This window comes from Kitasatospora sp. NPDC101183, from assembly GCF_044767945.1.
Lineage (GTDB): Bacteria > Actinomycetota > Actinomycetes > Streptomycetales > Streptomycetaceae > Kitasatospora.
On record NZ_JBIWOW010000015.1, the window covers coordinates 210,228 to 230,324 of the forward strand.

Annotated in this window: 15 protein-coding genes, 3 tRNA genes and 1 pseudogene; 4 read left to right on the forward strand and 15 right to left on the reverse strand. The window is 72.5% G+C overall.

From position 1 onward, the window contains the following. Nucleotides 1–399 precede the first annotated feature (399 nt). Complete coding sequence (locus tag ACIRRS_RS22780) at nucleotides 400–1,131, reverse strand: spherulation-specific family 4 protein (protein WP_402973542.1); 732 nt, start codon at nucleotides 1,129–1,131, stop codon at nucleotides 400–402. A gap of 3 nt (nucleotides 1,132–1,134) precedes the next feature. Continuing rightward, a complete protein-coding gene (locus ACIRRS_RS22785) occupies nucleotides 1,135–1,485 on the reverse strand; it encodes an HNH endonuclease (RefSeq protein WP_402973609.1) in 351 nt (116 codons plus the stop codon). Nucleotides 1,486–1,510: 25 nt separating this feature from the next. Here ACIRRS_RS22785 and ACIRRS_RS22790 point away from each other — a divergent pair, with 25 nt between their 5' ends. Further along, entirely contained in the window at nucleotides 1,511–1,747 is a 237-nt protein-coding gene (locus tag ACIRRS_RS22790) for a hypothetical protein (protein WP_402973544.1), read from the forward strand. A 58-nt stretch (nucleotides 1,748–1,805) separates the two neighbouring features. Here the strand turns inward: ACIRRS_RS22790 and ACIRRS_RS22795 are convergent, their stop codons facing one another. From ACIRRS_RS22795 to ACIRRS_RS22845, 11 genes and pseudogenes are all read right to left on the reverse strand, one after another. Further along, the gene (locus ACIRRS_RS22795) at nucleotides 1,806–1,973 is read right to left on the reverse strand and encodes a hypothetical protein (RefSeq protein WP_402973547.1); all 168 of its coding nucleotides are present in this window, start codon (nucleotides 1,971–1,973) and stop codon (nucleotides 1,806–1,808) included. Nucleotides 1,974–2,044: 71 nt separating this feature from the next. Beyond that, nucleotides 2,045–2,380: a hypothetical protein gene (locus ACIRRS_RS22800; RefSeq protein WP_402973550.1), complete on the reverse strand. Its 336-nt coding sequence runs from the start codon at nucleotides 2,378–2,380 to the stop codon at nucleotides 2,045–2,047. Between the two features lie 27 nt (nucleotides 2,381–2,407). Beyond that, nucleotides 2,408–2,479, reverse strand: a tRNA-Pro gene (locus tag ACIRRS_RS22805). A gap of 153 nt (nucleotides 2,480–2,632) precedes the next feature. Then, a tRNA-OTHER gene (locus ACIRRS_RS22810) sits at nucleotides 2,633–2,702 on the reverse strand. A gap of 326 nt (nucleotides 2,703–3,028) precedes the next feature. After that, nucleotides 3,029–3,102: transfer RNA gene (locus tag ACIRRS_RS22815), tRNA-Leu, on the reverse strand. 743 nt (nucleotides 3,103–3,845) lie between these two features. After that, nucleotides 3,846–5,381, reverse strand: coding sequence for a recombinase family protein (locus ACIRRS_RS22820; protein ID WP_402973553.1), 1,536 nt, complete (start codon nucleotides 5,379–5,381; stop codon nucleotides 3,846–3,848). Between the two features lie 61 nt (nucleotides 5,382–5,442). Further along, nucleotides 5,443–6,150, reverse strand: a pseudogene (locus tag ACIRRS_RS22825) (AMP-binding protein); the annotation flags it as partial. Nucleotides 6,151–6,302: 152 nt separating this feature from the next. Beyond that, entirely contained in the window at nucleotides 6,303–6,539 is a 237-nt protein-coding gene (locus ACIRRS_RS22830; protein WP_402973555.1) for a chaplin, read from the reverse strand. Nucleotides 6,540–6,674: 135 nt separating this feature from the next. Beyond that, entirely contained in the window at nucleotides 6,675–6,968 is a 294-nt protein-coding gene (locus ACIRRS_RS22835) for a hypothetical protein (protein ID WP_402973558.1), read from the reverse strand. Further along, nucleotides 6,965–9,526 carry an Hsp70 family protein gene (locus tag ACIRRS_RS22840; protein ID WP_402973561.1) on the reverse strand — a complete coding sequence of 854 codons (2,562 nt, stop codon included), beginning with the start codon at nucleotides 9,524–9,526 and terminating at the stop codon, nucleotides 6,965–6,967. The genes ACIRRS_RS22835 and ACIRRS_RS22840 overlap by 4 nt, the downstream gene beginning before the upstream one ends. A gap of 30 nt (nucleotides 9,527–9,556) precedes the next feature. Continuing rightward, nucleotides 9,557–10,237: a nucleotide exchange factor GrpE gene (locus ACIRRS_RS22845; protein ID WP_402973563.1), complete on the reverse strand. Its 681-nt coding sequence runs from the start codon at nucleotides 10,235–10,237 to the stop codon at nucleotides 9,557–9,559. 156 nt (nucleotides 10,238–10,393) lie between these two features. On the opposite strand from ACIRRS_RS22845, the gene ACIRRS_RS22850 reads away from it, so the two are divergent. Further along, nucleotides 10,394–11,635, forward strand: coding sequence for an RNA-guided endonuclease InsQ/TnpB family protein (locus ACIRRS_RS22850; protein ID WP_402973566.1), 1,242 nt, complete (start codon nucleotides 10,394–10,396; stop codon nucleotides 11,633–11,635). A gap of 32 nt (nucleotides 11,636–11,667) precedes the next feature. Here ACIRRS_RS22850 and ACIRRS_RS22855 read toward each other — a convergent pair whose 3' ends face one another. After that, the gene (locus ACIRRS_RS22855) at nucleotides 11,668–12,093 is read right to left on the reverse strand and encodes a hypothetical protein (RefSeq protein ID WP_402973569.1); all 426 of its coding nucleotides are present in this window, start codon (nucleotides 12,091–12,093) and stop codon (nucleotides 11,668–11,670) included. A gap of 85 nt (nucleotides 12,094–12,178) precedes the next feature. Next, nucleotides 12,179–16,228: a hypothetical protein gene (locus ACIRRS_RS22860; protein ID WP_402973572.1), complete on the reverse strand. Its 4,050-nt coding sequence runs from the start codon at nucleotides 16,226–16,228 to the stop codon at nucleotides 12,179–12,181. 200 nt (nucleotides 16,229–16,428) lie between these two features. Between ACIRRS_RS22860 and ACIRRS_RS22865 the strand changes: the two genes are divergently transcribed. Both ACIRRS_RS22865 and ACIRRS_RS22870 read left to right on the forward strand, forming a co-directional pair. Beyond that, entirely contained in the window at nucleotides 16,429–16,665 is a 237-nt protein-coding gene (locus ACIRRS_RS22865; protein WP_402973575.1) for a hypothetical protein, read from the forward strand. Between the two features lie 158 nt (nucleotides 16,666–16,823). After that, nucleotides 16,824–20,039 carry a SpaA isopeptide-forming pilin-related protein gene (locus tag ACIRRS_RS22870; RefSeq protein WP_402973578.1) on the forward strand — a complete coding sequence of 1,072 codons (3,216 nt, stop codon included), beginning with the start codon at nucleotides 16,824–16,826 and terminating at the stop codon, nucleotides 20,037–20,039. The last annotated feature ends 58 nt before the right edge of the window (nucleotides 20,040–20,097 follow it).

Here is a 20,097-nt window from a genome sequence, read left to right on the forward strand (position 1 = left end):
CAGACTGGCAGGCCCAGCACTCTTACGGTTCTCAAGGCCCCTCCAAAGGGGATACCCCCCTGGGGTATACCTTCGGAGGGCCCCTCCGGAACCGGTACCCCCGGGGGGTACTCACTCTCAGACCCACCTACCCCCGGGGGGTATCCTCCGGAGGGGGCCTCCGAAAGCCGAAGGGCAGCCTCGTCGGAGCCGTTCCGGGCCCCTCCGGCTCACCCTTGATCACGACCTCCCGGGGCAGCAGGGTCAGCGTCACCGTGGCCGGCTCGGCATCCCTGCCCACCCTCACCCGGGGCGGCCTGGCCAGCGTGCCGACGTCAACACCGTTCACACGGACCAGAGTTGGCAGCAGCGCGCCGCCCTCGTGGTCGGGCTCCACGATCTCCACCCGCGCACCCTGGCTCACGCCAGCCACCCGGGCGCAGGCCTGGCCGGCCACGCCTTCAGGGTCTTGGCCTCGTCGCTCCAGTAGAGCGGGACGCCCGACCACGGGTTGCCCGAAGCGAACGTCTTGTCTGTGCAGAAGATGTTGTGGACGCCCCTCTGCCTGGCCAGCCCGATGGCTTCCTTGCTTTCCGCCTGGCTGGCCTCGTAGACGAGGTGGGCCAGGCGCTCCGGCTCGTGCTCCAGGACCCACGAGGGCACGCTCAGCGTGCGGTACGTCGCCATGTCGCCCTCGAACACCACGGCGATGTCGCCAATGTCCAGGTGGCCCGGTGCTGGCAACACGCCGTAGTTCATCGCGACGAACTTCATGCCGGCCTTGCGCAGGCCGAGCACGGAAACCGCCGTCGGCTGCACGCTGCCGGCCGTGCTGGGCACGCGGTCCAGGAACACACAGTCGATGCCCCTGGACACCCACTTCGCCGCGTCCTGGTTGATCGTGTAGTCCCCGCCAGCGCGGTTCCCGTACGCGTAGTCGATGTACCCGCAGACCTTCGTCACGCCACCGGCCTTCACGGCGCGGGCGGCGTCGTACAGGACACCGTCCTCTATCTCACCCGGGCCGCTGTCCTGGTTCAGCACGATGTACCGGACCGGCTGATCCACGGTCGCCAGGGTCGCCCAACTACGGCCGTCGATCCCCGGATGCACGTACATCGGGATGCCGGCCGCCATGGTGCTAATCGCCATCGCTCAGTCCTCCAGCGCGGGATGTGGCGCCTTCGGGCGCGTGGTCCGGGCAGCACGGTGGCCGGCTGCCGTGCCGCCCTCGTGAGCGGACTTCTTCGCGTGACACCAGCCGCACAGGGCGCGGAGGTTGTCGTCCGAGTGGTCGTCCCCCGGGATGATGTGGTCGACGTCGGTTGCGGGGGCTGAACACCGTCGACCGTCGCCGAACACCGCCGTGCAGCGTCCGCCATCCCGGCGCAGGATGCGCGGGCGAATCCGCGACGCCCAGTCCTTGGGCAGCCGCTCCCGCCGGTCGCTCGTCGTCCAGGCCAATGCCCTGACCTCCGGTCTCCGAGTCGAGTACTCTCCGCCCATGGGGTTGTTCAAGAGGAAGCAAAGAGTGCCGTCCAGCGTGGACGCGAACGCCGTCAAAGCCTACAAGTCAGGCCAGACGATCTACATCCGCAAGATCCACATCGTCCCCGGTGACGACGGCCGGCGGCTGTCCGCAGCCCTGTCCCGAATCGAGGCGGCCGGCTACAGGCTGGAGAGCCAGAACCACGGCGGGCAGGGCCTCCAGCGGTGGGTGGAGGCGACGTTCCGCCTCGTCCCGCTGGAGATCAGCCAGCCCCGCTAGGACAGGTCCCACAGCACGGTGTGCCGGGTGCGCGTCGGCTCCGGGGTGTGGCCCTTCGTCAGGGCCTCGCCTCCATCCGGCGCACGCTGCCCCAGAAGCGTCGGCGCGCCTGCCGGATGGTGTTCCGGCCGTACGCGGACGAGATGTGCCAGCGCCATTCCCGCCGGGTGTAGTCGGCTTCGTCTCGCACCATGCGCCACGGGCGGTGTGCGGTGGTCCGGCTCATGTCTGCGTCTCTCCTCTGCACAGCAACAAGCCCCGCGCCGGCTCACCGGGCGGGACACAAGCATGTGGGCGTCAGGAACTGCGGATCGCTCGGATCTTCAGCTCCGCGTTGTCGACGTCGACCAGGAGCGCGGGACCGTAGTCCGCAGTCGGGTACGGGCCGAGCAGCCGGGTCGCGCCAGCGGCCACGGACACAGTCCGGGTCGCGACGGCGCTGAAGCCGTCGACAGGCTTGCTGATCTGGATGGAGACGGTACGGGCGACGGTGCTGCCCGCGTTCTCCACGATCAGCATGACCCGGCCGTCGTTGACGATCGTGTGACCGTTCGCCGAGTCTCCAGCCGTCGCAGCGGGCAGCACGGTGCCGGCGCGGTCGGATGAGGTGACGTTGATGGTGCCGCGTGGCATAGGTGCCTCCAGGGGCGTCGTTGTGGGTCTGGTCGGAGGGCATCGAACCCCCGCCCTCCCGCTCCCAAAGCGGGCGCTCTGCCGCTGAGCTACGACCAGTAGCCACCCGCAGGCCGGGCCGACCGACCGTTCCGCGGGTGCGCGCCGATTCCGCCTGGACGTCGCACCGGCCCACCTCGTGAAAAGCGCCACGGTGGTTGCGGTGAGGCATACCCCGGTCGGTCCGGTGGGGCAGAGGCCGCAGCCGCTCTGTACGGGCGGGAGGACTCGAACCTCCGCGCGCGGGCCGTGGTGGGCGCTCTACCGCTGAGCTACACCCTGGAGCGGGAGGATTCGAACCTCCGCCCTCCCAACCTGGCCCGCAGCTCTGCCGCTGAGCTACGCCCGCAGAGACGCCAGGGACGTGCCCTGGCGTCAACAACCGGCCGCAAGCCGGCGTGGTACCTGTGACGGGATTCGAACCCGCACCAACGTAGGTGGGCTTGGAAAACGCGCTTCCCTGCCGGGGGCTGAGGTTCCCCAACCCGAAGATTTTCGCCTCCAGGCCCGGTCCCGGTGCATCCGCAACCGTCCCACCATGACGCCCGTCCGTTTTCGGGCCGCTCTCTCCTCTTGAGCTACACAGGTTCGTCAGCCGAAGCCGACTCGTGCCGCACGAGGGATTCGAACCCCCAACCTCCCGGACCTGAACCGGGCGCCTCTACCAGTTGGGCTACTGCGGCATGCGAAAGCCCCGACCACGCGGGCCGGGGCTTCGAGGTTGATCAGGCGCCTCGCCCGAAGATCAGCCAAAGGAGTTCGCGCGCACGAGCGCCGCGTTCGCCGGGGCAGAGCGCCCTGATCGTGAGGGCCGTGAAGAGGCAGGCCAGCACTGTGTCTGCACCGGGCAGTAAAGGTGTCATGGCGGCACGCTAGCAGCGTGCAACGCTCTGACGCAAAGTCAGAGTGATCTATGGCAGCATATCCCGAGACTTGCAAAAGGTCAATCTCTGTTCAACCGATGCGGACGAGCATCCTCCGTCTCCGTGCGCCGCCCCTCAGGGGCTCGCCTCCGTCTCCGTGCGCGCTCGTCCAGCCCCTCCGCCCGGCCTCGAACCGGTGCCGTCGCTGTACGACGTCGGCCAGGTCCGAACGCCACCTGGCAGAGGGAAGGCCGGCACGCTCAACCGGGCTCGACCCGGAGGAGAGAGCGGGGAGCGCCAGGGAGCGCAGCCGGCCGCGCGAAGGGGAGAGCGGACACCGCGCCAGTCGCCGGCGTCGCGGTCCTCTTCCCTCCGCACCATAGTTACTGGGTGGCCGTTTGCCCCGGCTCGTCGACAAGGCCTCGTCGGCCGCCGGGGTCCAAAGTGCCGAAAATAGCGCCCTTTTCCTATCTCTCTTAACACGTGTTAGAGAGAATAGAAATAAGGGGTTAGTACGGCACTTTGGACCCTGTTCGGCCCCGGGGAGGGTGCTCGCTCGACGGCTACGCCACTACCGCCCACGTGATCTTCACGCGATGGTGCCCGTCGAACGGCCCCCGACTCGCTGCCTTCGAAATCTCCACCCGGTCGATGGCGAGCCGGAGGAGGTCACGCCGGAGTGAGAGGTCTGCGGCGTCCCACGCCTCACGTGCCGTCTCCTCGTCCATCAGGAAACTGATGTCGATACTCGGGCCTGCGTGCGCACGTAGCGCCTTCTGGGCCTCTTCGACGTCGCGGACAGCGTCCTTCCACGCCGGTTCGAAGAAGCGTGCTGCCGGCCCCTCGTAGAGTCCCGCCCGACGGTCACGAAGCATCCGTTCCATGACGGCTTCCGCAGCTGCCAGGACACCTCTTGCCTCCTCGGCCTCCGCCGTCTCGACCGGCCGCGTCAGAGACGCCCAGCGCTCCGCGACGGTGAGCAGCAGCGGGTCATCCGGCTCCGCTGACGTGAGCCGATCTAGCCACGCCTGGAGGACGAACCGCTCCGCCGGAGGAGCGAAGGCAGTCGCCGGCGCGGGGCACGGAGTGCCGCCTCCGAGACGCGCTCCGCAGGCGTACGAGCGCGATTCACGTGGCATGGCGCGCCCGCAGCCCGCGCACCGCGTGAGGCCGGTCAGAAGGTGTCGTGCGCGTCCCCGTGCCTCGACGTTGACGGGCTTTTTGTGGCCGGCGACCGCGCGGCCTGCCGCTAGACGAAGAGCGTCGCTGACCAGCACGACGCCGACGCGGACGCGCCGTCCCTTCTCGTCGGTGTGGATGATGCCGGGGCCGTTCCCCAGCTTCCGAATCTGCCATCCGCTGTATGCCGGGTTCTGAATCATCCGGTACACCGTGTTCTGGTTCCAGCGGCCTCCCATGGCGGACGGGAAGTCGTCCTGGTCCAGTCCGGCGACGATCTTCCGCAGGCTGTACTTGCCTGACGCCGCCTCCCTGAAGACACGCTGCACGACGCTTGCCTTGGACCCTTTACTGGGGTCATCGGGACAGGCAAGGGAGTCGTCGGCGACAAGCTTGCGTTCCTTGTCTGCTACGAGGCCGTACGGCACCCGGCCGGAGACCCACTGCCCACTGTCCCGCTGGAAGCTCTTGGTGTCCGTGACGCGCTTGGATATGCGCTCCGACTCCTCGCGTGCGTCCTCCGCCCGCCACATGATCATTCGGCGGTGGTCTGGATTCGCGGAGTCCAGCCCGTCTTCCCCGAAGATGATCCGCCCGCCGTTGACCGCCTCCAGGGCTGTCAGTACCGCCAGGGCTCCCATCCTGCTGAAGCGGTCCAGCTTGTAGCACCAGAGCGTGCCGACCTCTCCCGCCGCCAGCGCTGCCAGGGCCCGATCATAGTCCGGTCGCTTGAGCCCCTTGGACGCGCTGATCCGCTCCGTCCAGACCCGGCGGACGATCAGCTCGTTCCAGTCACCCCACTGCCGCCCGCGCGCCTCCTGAGCGTCCGTGGACAGTTCGCCTCGTCGACCGGCCATCTTGACCGACTTCCGCGCAAGGATGTCCATCAAGCGGGACGGGTCCGTTTCGTCGGCTTCCATCTGCGTCATTCTCTGCGTTCTCCCAGGTCATGTCTAGATGCCTAGGTGTTCCACTATCCAAGCAGTGGTAGAAGGGCACGGGGATGCAGATGCGGTCCTGCTCGGTGTAGTCGAGGAGTTCGCCGACGAAGTAGCCGTTGTTGAGGATGTTGTGGTGGGAGAGGGTCGCGCCCTTGGGGAATCCGGTGGTGCCGGAGGTGTACTGGATGTTGATCGGGTCGTCGGGGGCCAACTCCCCCTCCCGCTCGGCGAGTCGGGCCGGATCGGCGGCGCGCCCGGCGGCGCTCACGGCCTCCCACTCCGGGCGCCCGATCAGGAGCACCCGCTCCAACTCGGGGCAGCGGGGCCGGACTTCCTCGATCATCGCGGCGTAGTCGGAGGTCTTGAAGCGCTCGGCGGCGACCAGCAGCCGAATGCCGGACTGCTTCAGCACGTACTCCAACTCGTGCGAGCGGTAGGAGGGGTTGACGTTGACGAGGACGGCGCCGATCTTGGCGGTGGCGTACTGGGTGAGCGTCCACTCGGCGCAGTTGGGCGCCCAGATGCCGACGCGCTCGCCCTTGGCGATGCCCAGCTCCAGCAGCCCGAGCGCCAGCGCGTCCACGTCGGCGCCGAGTTCGGCGTACGTCCAGCGGCGGGCGGTGGGGCGGTCGATCAGCGCGTCGCGCCCGGGGAAGGCGCGCACCGCGCGGTCGAGGTTCTCCCCGATGGTGTCGCCGAGCAGGGGGACGTCCGAGACTCCGGAGGAGTAGCTGCGCGTGGTCGGCACGGTGGTGGGGCTCCTTCGGCGGCGCGGTGTGGAGGGACCATGGTCGCGTTCCGGGCCGTCGGCCGCCACCCCCGAACGGGGGTGCGGACAGGGTGCGGACACGGCTCCGGGGCCGCCCGCCTGGTTCGACGGACGGCCCCGGCGCGCGCGGACTACTCGTTGATGCAGACGTTCCCGAAGGCCGGGTTGGCGATGCCGACCAGGTTCACGCTGTTCCCGCAGATGTTGACCGGGATGTGGATCGGGATCTGGATCTGGTTGCCGGACAGGACCCCGGGCGAACCGAAGGCGACACCGTTCGCGGTCGCGTCGGCGGCGGCGGTGCCGGCTCCGGCGAGGACGGCCACCGCGGCGAGCGCGGTGGCGGCGAGGGTGGTGCGAATACGCATTGCGTCACTCCTTGTAAGGGTGGCGAGAATCCGTGTGACGATCACACTCGCGACCGATCAGACGGGACGGCCTCCGCGCCACGCCGGGATTGGGCGAACGGCGGGCGTGTCGCACCGCCCGCCGCCCCTCCCCCGTCACCCTTCCAGCGCGGCCAACAGCGAGGACGCGGGTACGAGCCCGGGCTCGGCCGCCAGGGCCCGGCGCAGCAGCACCCTGGCCTCGGCCGCCCGCCCGGCCCGCAGCGCCTCCAACGCGGCGTTGTAGTCCATCCGGCCGGAGTAACGCAGACGCACCAGCGCCGTCAGGTCCTCCCCGCAGGAGGGGCAGCGCGGCGACGGCAGGGCGGCCGGCACCCGGCAGGCGGGGCAGGCCACCTCCACGGGTTCGACAGGCTCCACGGGCTCGACGGACAGCGGCTGCGCGCTCATCGCGGCCCCGCCTCCTCCGGACGGACCGGCCCCAGCGACTCGGCCGTCGGCTCGGCACCCAGCTCCCGCTGCGCCTGCGCGTACAGCTCCAGCAGCGCCGACATGTGCCGGTTGACCTCCTCCATGTTCGGCGCCTCCACCGCGTCGTCCAGACCGCGCAGGTGCGCCATGATCCGCTGGGCCAGGGCCGGGGAGACCATGTTCTGCGTCACGTAGACGTTGCACATGGTCAGCATCCGGAAGGTGTGCCCCAGCGAGTCGCACAGCTCGTCCGCCCGCTGGGCCGCGCGCATCGCGCCCTCCCAGTCGGCGGCCTCCCGGCGCAGCCGCAGCTCGGCGGCCACCGAGCGCAGCCGGTCCAGGTCGCTCGGATCGAGGTGCTTCTCGCAGTAGTGGATGAACAGGCTCAGGTACGCCTCCGAACCGCGCACCCAGCGCTGGGCCCGCAGCTGGCGCTGCGCCCGCTCCAGCGCCTCGTCCACCGAGCCTCCGCGTGACTGGCCGGCCGCCAGGTCGTCCAGGGTCTCCATCAGCCGCTGCGCCTCGCGCTTCTCGGCCTCGGTCAGCTCGCTGCCCCACTTGTCGGTGAAGGACTCGATCTGCCGCTGCTGCTCCTCGACCTGCACCTTCAACTCGGGGTCGAGGGTCGCGCGTTCGAGCTTGACGGTCTTCTCCGCGCCTCCCTGGATGCGCACCGACAGGGTGATGGTGCGGTCCCGGTCGAGGCCGAAGGCGACGTCCACCGGGATGCGGCCTCCGAGGCTCTCGGGCAGCCGCAGGGTCAGGTGACCGATCAGCTCGTTCTGCTGGGCGATCTCGTACTCGCCCTCGTAGACGGCGACTTCGAGCCGCTGGCGGCCGCTGCCGGAGACGGTGAACTCCCGGCTGACGGGCGAACTCGTGGGGTAGCTGGTGTTCTTGGGGATGATCACGGCGAGCCGGCCGTCGTTCAACTCGATGCCGAGGTTCTTCGGGGTGATGTCGAACGGGTTGGTGACCTGCATCAACTCCCCGCAGCCCGTGCAGACTTCGCTGCCCGGCGGATTGACCGTCGAGCAGGCGGCGCACCGCAGGCCCACGTCCTCGGCGGCGGTGGAGGCCACCCTCGTGCTCCCCGGGGCGGCGGAGTTGAGCGGCTCGCCGCACAGCTCGCAGGCGGTGACCCCGGGGGCGGAGGGGGTGCCGCAGCGCGGGCAGTTGCCGCCGTGGACGACGGCGGTGGCCTGCGTCTGCTTCGGGATCGCCGAGGCCGAACCGCCCAGCTCCAGACCGCACTTGGGGCAGGCGGAGGCCTCCGCGTCCACCGGCAGGTGGCAGCCGGCGCAGGAGACGCGCTCGCCGCCGAGCAGGGAGGTCGCGCAGTTGGCGCAGTTGGAGGCCGAGAGGTCCCCCGGCGCCCGGCACTCGGGGCACTCCACCTCCCCGACCAGCGCCGACTGCACGGCCGCACCCAGCGCCACGCACTGCATCGGGTTGACCCCGCGCCGGATGCGGCGCGGGCCGAACACCTCGCCCAGGCGCCGCGCGACCAGCGGGATCGAGGTCGAGCCTCCGACCAGCACCACCTCGTCGATGTCGCCCACCGTCAGGTTGGCCTGCATGATCGCCTTGTGGGTGAGCTCGATGGTGCGCTCGATCCGCGCCTCGATCAGCTCCTCGAAGCGGGCCCGCTCGAACTCCGTCTCCAGCACCAGCTGCCCGGCGCCGAGGCCGGGCAGGATGACCTCGGAGGCTTCCTGGTTGGACAGCTCGATCTTGACGGTCTCGGCGGTGGAGGCGATCTTGGGCCGGTCCCGCAGATCGGGCTGGTACTCGGAGCCGTACTCCTCGCGGATGTCCTCCAGCAGGGCGTTGGTGATCGCCCGGTCGAAGTCGTCGCCGCCGAGCAGGTTGTCGCCCTCGATGCCGAGCACCGAGACGGAGCCGGGCACCAGCAGCAGGATGGAGATGTCGAAGGTGCCGCCGCCGAGGTCGTAGACCAGCACGGTCCTGCCCTCGTCGCCGCTCTCACTGGTGATCCCGTACGCGAGGGCGGCCGCCGTCGGCTCGTTGATGACCCGCAGCACGTGCAGGCCCGCCATCCGGCCCGCCTCCTGGGTGGCCGCGACCTGCCGCTCGCCGAAGTAGGCGGGGACGGTGATCACCGCGCGGTGGAACGGCTCGCCGAGGCGCTGCTCGGCGTCCTCCTTGAGACGGCGCAGGATGATCGCGGAGATCTCGATCGGGGTGTACGAGCGGCCGTTGAACCAGACGTTGACGTCGCCGTCCGTCCCCGCCGTGACCTTGTAGTCCACCTCCTTGAGGGCGGCCTGGACCTGCGGGTCCTTGAACTTGCGGCCCATGAAGCGCTTGACCGAGCGGATCACGTTGGCGCCGTCGATCGCGATGCGGCTCCGCGCGGTGGAGCCCACCAGCAGCTCGCCCTTGCGGCCGCTGCCGACCACGGAGGGCGTGCCCTCCTGGTTCTGCCGGTTGAAGATGATCTCCGGCTCACCCCGGCGCAGGTGCGCGACCACGGAGTTGGTGGTTCCCAGGTCGATGCCGAGCGTGCGGTACATGTCGTTCCCCTCTTGCCCCTCGTGGTCCGGCTACTTCTTGTGCTTGCGCGCCGCCCGGGACCGCGCCCGCGGCTGGGCCCGCCTCACCCGCGCGGCGGCGGGCGGCCCGGGCGGCTCGATCCGTACGGGCTCCGCGGGCGGGTCCGGCTCCGCGACCCCCACGGACTCCGACTCCACGGACTCCGACTCCACGGACTCCGGCTCCACGGACTCCGGCTCCGCATCCGGCGCCGCCGCAACCACCACCTGCGCCCGCCGCAGCACCTCGTCCCGCCAGAAGAACCCGGTGACCACCGTCCGCACGACCGTCTCCGGCTCCACGCCCGGCCGCGCCTCGGCGCCGACGATCTCCGCCGTCCTCGGGTCCGCCTCCCGGCCGTCCAGCCGCATCGGCTTCACCTCGGCCTTGGCGAGCCGCCCGAGCAGCATCCGCCGCGTGGCCTCGATCCCCTCCCCCCGCCCGAGCGCCACCAGCTCCCGGTCGAGCGCCAGGGCCGCGAGCGCGTCGTCCACCGCGACCAGCGCGCCGAGCAGTTCGCGTTGCTCCTCCCGCGCCTCGCGCTCGACCCGCTTGACCTTCCCGTCCAGCAGCGAGGCCCGCAGCAGCAACCGCGAGAAGTGCTCGGCCAGGTCGACCCCCTCGATCCCGGGCGGGATCTCCAGCGGCTCCCGGCCCTCCAGCAGGGCGTCGGTCGGTGGTGCCTCGGTCATCAGGCTCCTCTCATGGATGCCTCCGGCCTCGGCCGGAGGAAGAAGTGAATCTGCCGCGCAGCGGGTAGGGGAAAGCCCCTTCGCCCTTCGGGCGAACCGGCCCCCTCGGCTTGCGGTCGCCCGTGGCTCACTCGCTGACGGCGTACCGTGTGACCCATGACCAGTCAGGTGAAGCGAGCGTTCAAGTTCCGCTTCTATCCGACCGATGCGCAGGCGGCTGAGCTGTCGCGCACGTTCGGATGCGTGCGCAAGGTCTACAATCTGGCGTTGCAGGCCCGTACGGAGGCGTGGCAGCAGCGCCAGGAACGGGTCGGCTACAACATCACCAGCGCCATGCTGACGGCATGGAAGAAGACCGAGGATCTGGCCTATCTCTCCGAGGTGTCGTCGGTTCCGTTGCAGCAGACGCTGCGGCATCTGCAAGGCGCGTTCACCAACTTCTGGGCCAGGCGCTGCAGTTACCCGACGTTCAAGTCCCAGAAGAAGTCCCGCAGGTCCGCCGAGTACACGTCCAGCGCGTTCCGGTTCCGAAACGGCGAGCTGACCTTGGCGAAGATGGCGGAGTCGCTGGCGATCGTGTGGTCCCGTCCCCTTCCGCGAGGAAGTACGCCGACGACAGTGACCGTGTCGCAGGACAGCGCGGGCCGCTGGTTCGTCTCTCTGCTGTGCGACGACCAGCCCACACCGATGCCCGCCACCGATGCCGTTGTCGGGCTCGACGCGGGGATCACCTCGCTGCTCACCCTGTCCCGTCCGGTCGGCACACTGACCGACGGACAGGGGAAGATCCGTAACCCCCAGCACGAACGCAAGGACCGCGCGCGCCTCGCGAAGGCTCAGCGGTGCCTGTCCCGCAAGACGAAGGGCAGCAACAACCGGGCCAAGGCCCGGCTCAAGGTCGGCCGGGCGCACGCCCGAATCGCGGACCGCCGCAGGGACTTCCTGCACAAGGTCACCACCGCTCTCGTTCGTGAGAACCAAACGATCGTGATCGAGGACCTGTCGGTTCGGAGCATTCTCAGGAACCGCACGCTGGCCCGCGCCGTGTCGGACGCGTCGTGGTCGGAGCTGCGGAGCATGCTGGAGTACAAGACACGGTGGTACGGGCGGGACCTGGTCGTGATCGACCGCTGGTTTCCCTCCTCCAAGCTGTGCTCGGCCTGCGGCACCCTGCGAGGCAGGATGCCGCTGAACGTCCGCGAGTGGACGTGCGGATGCGGGACGCCCCACGATCGGGACGTGAACGCGGCGAAGAACATCCTGGCCGCCGGACTGGCGGTTGCAGCCTGTGGAGACGGTGTCAGACCTCAACGGAGCACTCCGGGCGGGCAGTCGTCGATGAAGCAGGAAGTTGTCCCACCGCAGCGCACACACGCAGCGGCTCAGTCGCGAGACTGAGGGGAATCCCCTCCTCCGGGAAGGGGAGGAAGTCAATCCGGCACCTCGATCTGCGGGAGGACGGACAGGTCGGCCGCGTAGCGGGCGGGGACGGGCGGCTCGGGGTCGGCGGCCGGTGGCGTCAACTCCACGAAGTCCGCAGCGAGTTCCCCGCGATGGAGGGCGAGCAGGGCGGAGGCCGGCGGCAGCGGCGGGCGGTCGATGGTCAGCAGCGGCTCCGCGAGGGCGGGCGCCAGCAACTCGGCTGCCCGGTCGACGGGTTCGGGCGGCAGCGGCTGCTGGAGGTCGAGCTCCAGCCGCCGGTCGGGGTTGCGCAGCAGCGCGGCGGCTTCCTGGATCTGCTGGCGGGTGTGGCGGGCCGCCTTGATCGCCGGCCCGACGGCGAGGTTGATCTCCCGGACTCCGGCCGTGAGCGGGATGCCCAGGATCTCGTACGGCGAGGGTTCGTGCAGTGGCATGACGGGCTGTCTCTCTCCTCACGACAGTGGCGGGACGGACGCGGCACTCCGGGTACGACGACGGGGGGTGCCCGCGCGGTTGCCGTCAGCGCAGGGCGTTGATCCGCGCTTCCAGGGCGCGCAGCTCGAAGTCGTTCGGGCTGTGCTGCACGGCCTTGCGGATGGCCGACCGGGCCTTGGCGAGGCTGCGCGCGTTGGCGAGCTGGACGGCGAACGAGCTGTAGACGACGCCGAGTTCGCCGTTCAGCTTCGCCGTGTCCTCCGGGCTGCGGGAGAGCGCGAGCGCCTCCTCCAGCAGCCGGACGGCCTCGCCGTACCGGCGTGCCTCGAAGTGTCCGATGGCCTCGCCGCGCCAGACGCTGACCATCAGGCGGCGGACCTCGGGCGAGTCGTCGTAGGACTTGGCCATCTGGAGCATGGCGGCCTGGAGGGTGAAGGAGTCGTCCTGCATGGCGTCCAGGACGTGGTTGGCGAGCATCACGGAGATCCGGCGCGGGGCCTCGCGGGTGACGTCGCCCTCCCATTCGGGGTCGGCGTGCAGGGATTCCGCCATCCGGGCGAGCGCGCGGTCGCGGTCGCCGGTGAAGGCGGCGGTGCGGGCGAGGACGCGCAGGACGAAGGCGAGGCCCACGCGGTGGTCGGGGTCGGGGTTGAGGGTGATGAGCTCGCGCCAGCGCTCGGCGGCCTCCTCCAGCTCCGCCTGGGGGGCGTCGGGGCGGCTGAGCTGGCCGGCCCGGTTGCCGAGGGCGGCCTCCAGGAAGTGCTGGGCGGTCGGATCACCGGGGCTGAGCTCCATGCTCCTGCGGAGCAGGCCGATGGCGCGGGGGTAGTCCTTGTCCTCGTTGTTGATCTTCCGGGCCCACTGGGCGTAGGTGGCGCCGAGGTCCCCGCGCACCTCGGGGTCGTCGGGGGCCAGCGCGTGGGCCCGCTCCAGGAGTTCGGCCGCGCCCCGCTGGTCGTCGACGGTGCTCTTGAGCAGGGCCCGGGCGGCGCGGACGCCGGATTCGGCGGCGACGGCGGCCGTGTCGGCGGGCAGCGTGAAGCCGGGGACGCCGGCGGCGCGGGTGAGGCAGTCCAGCGCCTCCGTCCAGTCCTGGTTGCGGTGGTGGGCGCGGGCCTGGTCGAGGAGGCAGGCGCCGAGCAGGAGGTTCCAGGCGGGGCCGCGGCGGTCCTCGGGCACGGCGTCCAGGGCGGCGACGGCGGCGGCCTGGCGGCCCTGGAGCAGCAGGTAGCGCTGCGGGCCGAGATCGTCGAAGAGGGCGAGGGCGCGGATCGCCTCCGAGGAGCCGACGCCGCTCGGGCGCCGCCAGGAGCCGACGGACCGGGCGAACCAGGCGGCCCAGTCGGGGAGTTCGGGGCGCAGGCGCAGCAGGCCGTCCAGCGTGGGGCCGATGGCGAGGGTGCGTTCGGGGCGGCCTGGCGGGGCGAGGGTCGCCTCGGCGCGGGCGAAGACGTCGGCGCAGTGCGCCTCGATGCCCAGGCGCAGCGTCCAGGCGGTGACCTCGTCGCCGCTGCGGCCGGCGGCCCGGTCGAGGGCGCGCAGGTCCTCGCGGAGGCGGTCGGTGAGGGCGGTGCGGGCGGCGGCGAGGCGCTGGGGGTCGGGGGTGCGGCCGGTGGTGCGGGCGGACTCCGCCCACAGTTCGGGCAGGTGGAGGGCGGCGACGAGGCAGCCGAGGGTCCAGGCCCAGGTCTCGTCCGTACCGTCGGCGGCCTCGGCGGCGGCGAGCCGGTAGCCCGCCAGGCCGGTGGCGTGCAGCAGCCGGGGGTGGGCCGGGTCCCGGAGGAGGAGGGCGCGGTAGGCCTCGAAGGCCTCCCGGTGGCGGCCCCGGACGGCGTGCTGGTGGGCCTCGTGCTCGGCGAGCAGGCCGAGGGTGGCGGCGGCCCGGGGCCGGTCGGGGGCGAGGAGGAGACACTGGCGCAGGTCGGCGGCGGCCTGCCCGGGGCGGCCTTCGGCGAGGGCGGCCCCGGCCCGGCGCAGCAGCAGGGCGGCGCGGGCGGCCCCGGCATCTTCGGGCAGCTCGGCCAACGCGTCGTCCAGGCGGCCGAGTTCGGCCCTGAGCAGTGCGAGGTCCAGGCGTACGGGCGCGGCGGCGGGGCTGTCGCCGAGGGCCTGCGCCCAGGCGGCGAGGACGGGTTCGGCCTGCGCGGGGGCGCCGGCGCGGCGGGCGCAGTCGAGGACGGCGCGCAGGGCGGGGGCGGCGCACAGGACGCAGCGCGGGGCGGCGGTGCCGGCGGGGGCGAACAAGCGGGCGCCCTCGCGGCCGCAGCCGCCGCAGGCGCCGTCCGTACGGGTGCCGGCGGCGGTCAGGAAGTGCCGGTACCAGTCCAGGGCGCCGCTCCAGTTGCCGGCCCGTTCGGCGAGCAGGGCGCGCAGCCGGGCGAGCGACGGGTCGCCGTCCGGGGCGGGGGTGAGCGGGGCGAGCAGGGAGACGGTCTGCACCGGACTGCCGGTGAGCAGGGCGGCGGCGGCGAGGTGGTAGCGGTCGCGCAGGGAGTGGGCGGCGTCGAGGAGGGCGGGGACGGCGCGGGCGTCGCCGCCGGCGAGGGCGAGGGCGGCGCGCAGCCGGGCCTGGCGGTGGGTGTGGGCGCCGGGCAGGCCGTCGGCGAGGGCGAGGGCGGCGGCGGCCCGTTCACGGGGTTCGGGCTGGTCGCGGCCGGTGAGCAGCAGGTCGGCGGCCTCGCGCAGGGCGGCCTCGCGCAGGTTGGCGCGGTGGCCGGGGTCGGCGGGGTGCTCGGTGGCGGCCTGCTGCCACAGGGTGCGGGCGGCGGCCGGGTCGGTGGCCAGGCGGGTGCGGGCGAGGCGGTCGCGGGCGCGGGCGCGGTGGGCGCGCAGGTCGTCCCCGTCCAGGGCCTGCCAGTGGGCGAGGGCGCCGGCCGGGTCGCCCTGGCGGGCGCGGGCGAGGCCGTGGTGGAAGGCGGCGATGCGGGCCCAGCGGGAGCCGCGGTCGGTGTCGGCCTCGTCGCGCAGCACGGGTTCGGCCTCGGCGGGCCGCCCGGCGGCGAGCAGGGCGGCGCCGAGGCGGACGCGGGCGGGGCGCCAGTCGGGGGCCTGGGCGAGGCCGGCGCGGTAGTCGGCTGCGGCCTCGGCGGGGCGCTCGGCGCGTTCGTGGACGAGGGCGAGGCCGAACCGGGCCGGGGCGAAGGCGGGTTGGAGGGTGAGGGCGGCGCCGAACTCGGCGCGGGCCTGGTCGTCGGCGCCGAGCAGCAGGGCGAGGCGGCCGAGGGCGTAGCGGGGGCGGGGGTCGGTCGGGCCTTCCGCGGCGGCCGCGGCGAGGTCGGCCCAGGCGGTGTCGGTGGTGCCGAGCCGCTGGCGGGCCAGGCCCCGGAACAGCAGGCCGTCGGTGCGCAGCGCGAGGCCCCGGCCCCAGGGGGAGGGCTCGCCGGGGCCGCGTCGCAGGGCCTCGTCGAAGGCGGCGACGGCGGCCTCGTCGCGGTGCAGGCCGTACAGCGCGGCGCCCCAGCGGAACCAGAGTTCTCCGCTGCCGCCGGGGGCGGTGGCGGCGAGCAGCTGCTCGGCCTCGGCGGCGCGGTCGGTGCGGCGCAGCCGGTCGGCGCGGGCGAGGACGGGCCAGTCCTGGCCGGGCAGGGCGGCGAGGGCGCGGGCGGTGGCCTCCTCCTGCTGCTCGGGCGATCCGTCGCGGCAGCGCTGCTGCAGCCAGGTGCGGACGCGGTCGACGCCTGCCTCCTCACCGGGCTCGGCACCGGCGGCGGCGACGGCCTGGAGGAGGGCCAGCACCGGGGCGAGGTCGCCGGAGGCGATGCCCTCCTCGGCGAGGCGGTGCAGCGCAGGGCGGGGCACCTGCCGGGCGGGGTCGGAGAGCAGGGGGAAGGCCTCGCGGTGCAGGGCGAGGACGGCCTGCTGGTCGCCGGTGGGGGCGGTGGCCTCCGCCTGCCCCAGCAGGGCGAGTCCGCGCTGCGGGCGCAGGGCCTCGGGGCCGTCGGCGAGCCGCGCCGCGAGGCGGGCGAAGCGCCGCCGCGCCGGGGCGGCCTTGCCGGCGGACAACCGGGCGGCCGCGGCGGCGAGTTCGGACTCCACCGCCTGGGCGTCGAGCGTGCGCCTGCGGCGGGTGAGGACGAGGGCCGCCGCACCGGCCAACGCCACCACCACGATCACCAGCACCGCGAGCTGCGCCATCCATCGCCCCCATTGCGTTCGGAAGTCACCCCGTCCCATGATCAACAGGCCCCCGCGGACCATGGGTTGACGTCTGTTCGTGATGTTGCTCGGGCGCCATCAGAATAGGCCCTCCACCGGACGGACGGGCAGGATCGCGCACTATCCTGGTCAGCGCATCAGCAGCGCATCGTGAGTGGTGAAGAGGCGTCGGGGGGCGCGTGTCCGGTTCGCGTCGGGTGGCCAGGGAGGGCGGCGTCCGGCTGCGGCTGCCCGCCGGGGGCGCCTCGCGGCGGGCCCGCTGGTGGCGGCCGACGCTGCGCCCGGCGACGCGGGTGGCGCTGGCGATGGGCGACGACTGGCGGCTGTGCCTGGCGGCGGTCGTGGAGGGCGAGCTGCAGGTGTGGCAGGAGGACGCGGCCTACCGGTGGCAGGCGGTGGAGCCGGCGCAGGGCTGAGGCCGCCGTTCGGGAGTGTCGGCCGGGCGCGAAACGCGTCCGCTGGAGTGGACCTCGCGGGTAACCGGGGGACCTGTGAGCGGGTCGCCCGGTTCGTGGTGCGCGGGAGACGGAGACTCACACGGCCATTGCGCTGCTCATATGATTAGAGGCCTAACGTGAGACCACGTCAGCAGACCGCAGAGTCCCCAAAACCTCCCGGACGCCCGAGACCTCCGCGAAGAAGACGGTTCAGCCGGGCCCTGGGGCTCGTCCTGGCCGCGGCCCTCACCCCCTTCGCCCTCACCGTCGCCCCCACCCCGGCCCAGGCGGCCACCCTCCCGGGAGGACTGGGCCCGTGCCTCGGCGCGGACTGCCCGGCGGTCTTCCCGCCCGTCAACAACGGCCCCTTCGCCGGGCGGGACGCCGGCATCGACATCTTCGTCGGCGGCGACTTCGCCGTACGGGGCACCGCCGCGGAGGCCGAGGGCCATGTGGTGACCCTCGGCAACTTCGACATGAACAAGGCCACGACCGGCGGCCTCGCCTACAACATCGGCATCGTGGGCGTCGGCTCCCGCGTCCCGCCGCCGGACGGCGCCGACTTCCTGACCACCGGCGGCAACGTCACCGTGGCCCCCGGCCAGCGGCTGCTCGCGGACGGCGGCGTCGTGCGCCACGCCGGAGCGGCCTCCGGCACCATCACCGGCACGGTCGTCCAGGACAGCCAGGCCGTCGCCGCCTACATGCCGCTGCGCACGCAGCTCCAGTCCGCGAGCCAGTGCTACGCCGGTGTCGGCACGCCCCGCCCCGCGACCGGGACCGCCGTCAACCAGGGCTTCCAGACCCTGTTCACGGGCGACGGGACCTCGGCCCTCCAGGTCTTCAACGTCGACTTCGACCTGACCTCCGGCACCGGGGGCCAGCAGGGCGTCGTCTTCGCCGGCATCCCCGCGAACGCGACGATCCTGATCAACCTGGTCGGCGGCGCCCGCACGATCAGCACGTTCAGCGGGAGCCTGAGCGACACGGACCCCTGGAACCAGCTGCGCGACCACATCCTGTGGAACTTCCCGACGGCCTCCACCGTCACGCTCACCGGCACCGGCCAGTTCCAGGGCAGCGTGCTCATCGGCAACCCGGCCAGCGCCGCCACGATGAACCTGCCCGGCCTGAACGGACGGTTCTTCACCACCGGCTCGCTGACCCACACCTCCGGCGGCTCGGGCGGCAACGGCACCGAGTTCCACGCCTACCCCTTCAACGGCGACCTCCCCGACTGCGGCAGCGCGCCGGCGCCGACCGCCTCCACCACGGTGACGAAGGTCGACGCCGCCACCAGCCAGCCGCTGGCCGGAGCCGTGTTCCAGCTCTGGCGCGAGACCAACGGCATCGCCGGCCTCCAGACCGACGGGACCACCCCCGACACCAAGGTCGGCGCCCCCTGCACCACGCCCGCCACCGGCGTCTGCTCCACGACCGGCCTCCCCCTGGGCACGTACTACTGGCAGGAGACCGCGCCGCCGCCCGGCTACGACCTCCCGAACCCGGCGGTGACGCAGGTCGTCCTGGACACCGACGGGCAGAACGTCGCGGTGACGGCCGCGGACACCAGGACCCCGGTCCAGGAGACCGGCTCCACCAGCGTCACGAAGGTGGACGCCGCCACAGGCCAGCCGCTGGCCGGAGCCGTGTTCCAGCTGTGGCACGAGACCAACGGCGTCCCCGGCCTCCAGACCACCGGCCCCAACCCCGACACCGCCGTCGGCTCCCCCTGCACCACCCCCGCCACCGGCGTCTGCTCGGCGGACACCCTGCCGCTCGGCACCTACTACTGGCAGGAGACGGCGGCGCCGCCCGGCTACCAGCTGCCCGAACTCAACGTGACCACCGTGGTGCTGGCCACCAACGGGCAGCACGTCGACGTCACGGTGGACGACGCCAAGACCGCCGCCCCGACCGGCTCGACCACCGTCACCAAGGTCGACGCCGCCACCGGCCAGCCCCTCGCGGGCGCCGTGTTCCAGCTCTGGCACGAGACCAACGGCGTCCCCGGCCTCCAGACCACCGGGCCGAATCCGGACACCGCCGTCGGCTCCCCCTGCACCACCCCCGCCACCGGCCAGTGCTCCGCCGACGGGCTCCCGCTCGGCACCTACTACTGGCAGGAGGTCTCCGCCCCCAACGGCTACGACCTGCCCGAGCTCAACGTGACCACCGTGGTGCTGGACAGCAACGGGCAGACCGTCGGTGTCACCGTCGAGGACGCCAGGACCGCCGCCCCGACCGGCTCCACCACCGTCACCAAGGTCGACGCCGCCACCGGCCAGCCCCTCGCGGGCGCCGTCTTCCAGCTCTGGCACGAGACCAACGGCATCCCCGGCCTCCAGACCACCGGCCCCAACCCCGACACCGCCGTCGGCTCCCCCTGCACCACCCCCGCCACCGGCCAGTGCTCCGCCGACGGGCTCCCGCTCGGCGTCTACTACTGGCAGGAGACGGCGGCGCCGCCCGGCTACGACCTGCCCACCCCCGCCGTGACGACCGTCGTCCTCGACGAGAACGGGAAGCACGTCGCCGTGACGGTCACGGACAGCAGGACCGCCACCCCGACCGGCTCCACCACCGTCACCAAAGTCGACGCCGCCGACGGCCGGCCCCTCGCGGGCGCCGTCTTCCAGCTGTGGCACGAGACCAACGGCATCCCCGGCCTCCAGACCACCGGCCCCAACCCCGACACCAAGGTCGGCACCCCGTGCGTCACCCCGGCGAACGGCCAGTGCTCGGCGGACAACCTCGCGCTGGGCACCTACTACTGGCAGGAGACGGCCGCTCCCGGCGGCTACGACCTGCCCGACCCCGCCGTGACCGCCGTCGTCCTCGACGCCAACGGGCAGCACGTCGCCGTCACCGTCAAGGACTGCAGGACCGCCACCCCGACCGGCTCCACCACCGTCACCAAGGTCGACGCCGCCGACGGCCGGCCCCTGGCCGGAGCCGTCTTCCAGCTGTGGCACGAGACCAACGGCGTCCCCGGCCTCCAGACCGACGGCCCCAACCCCGACACCAAGGTCGGCGCCCCCTGCACCACGCAGGCGGACGGCGTCTGCTCGGCCGACAACCTGCCGCTGGGCACCTACTACTGGCAGGAGGTCTCCGCCCCCGACGGCTACCAGCTGCCGGACCAGCCGGTGACCACCGTCGAGCTGACCGCCGACTGCCCGTGCGCCGCGATCACGGTGGAGGACACCAAGTGCCCGCCCGAGCAGGGCCCGCACAAGCCGTGGCCGCACAAGCCCTGGCCGCACAAGCCGTGGCTGCCGCACCTGCCGTACGGCCTCGGGCACGAGCTGCCGGGATGGCCTGACCGCGACGTCCTGCACGCGGCCGCGTAGGAGCCCCGCTCCTCCGGCCGACGACAGGGCCCCGGAACCCTCGACGGGTTCCGGGGCC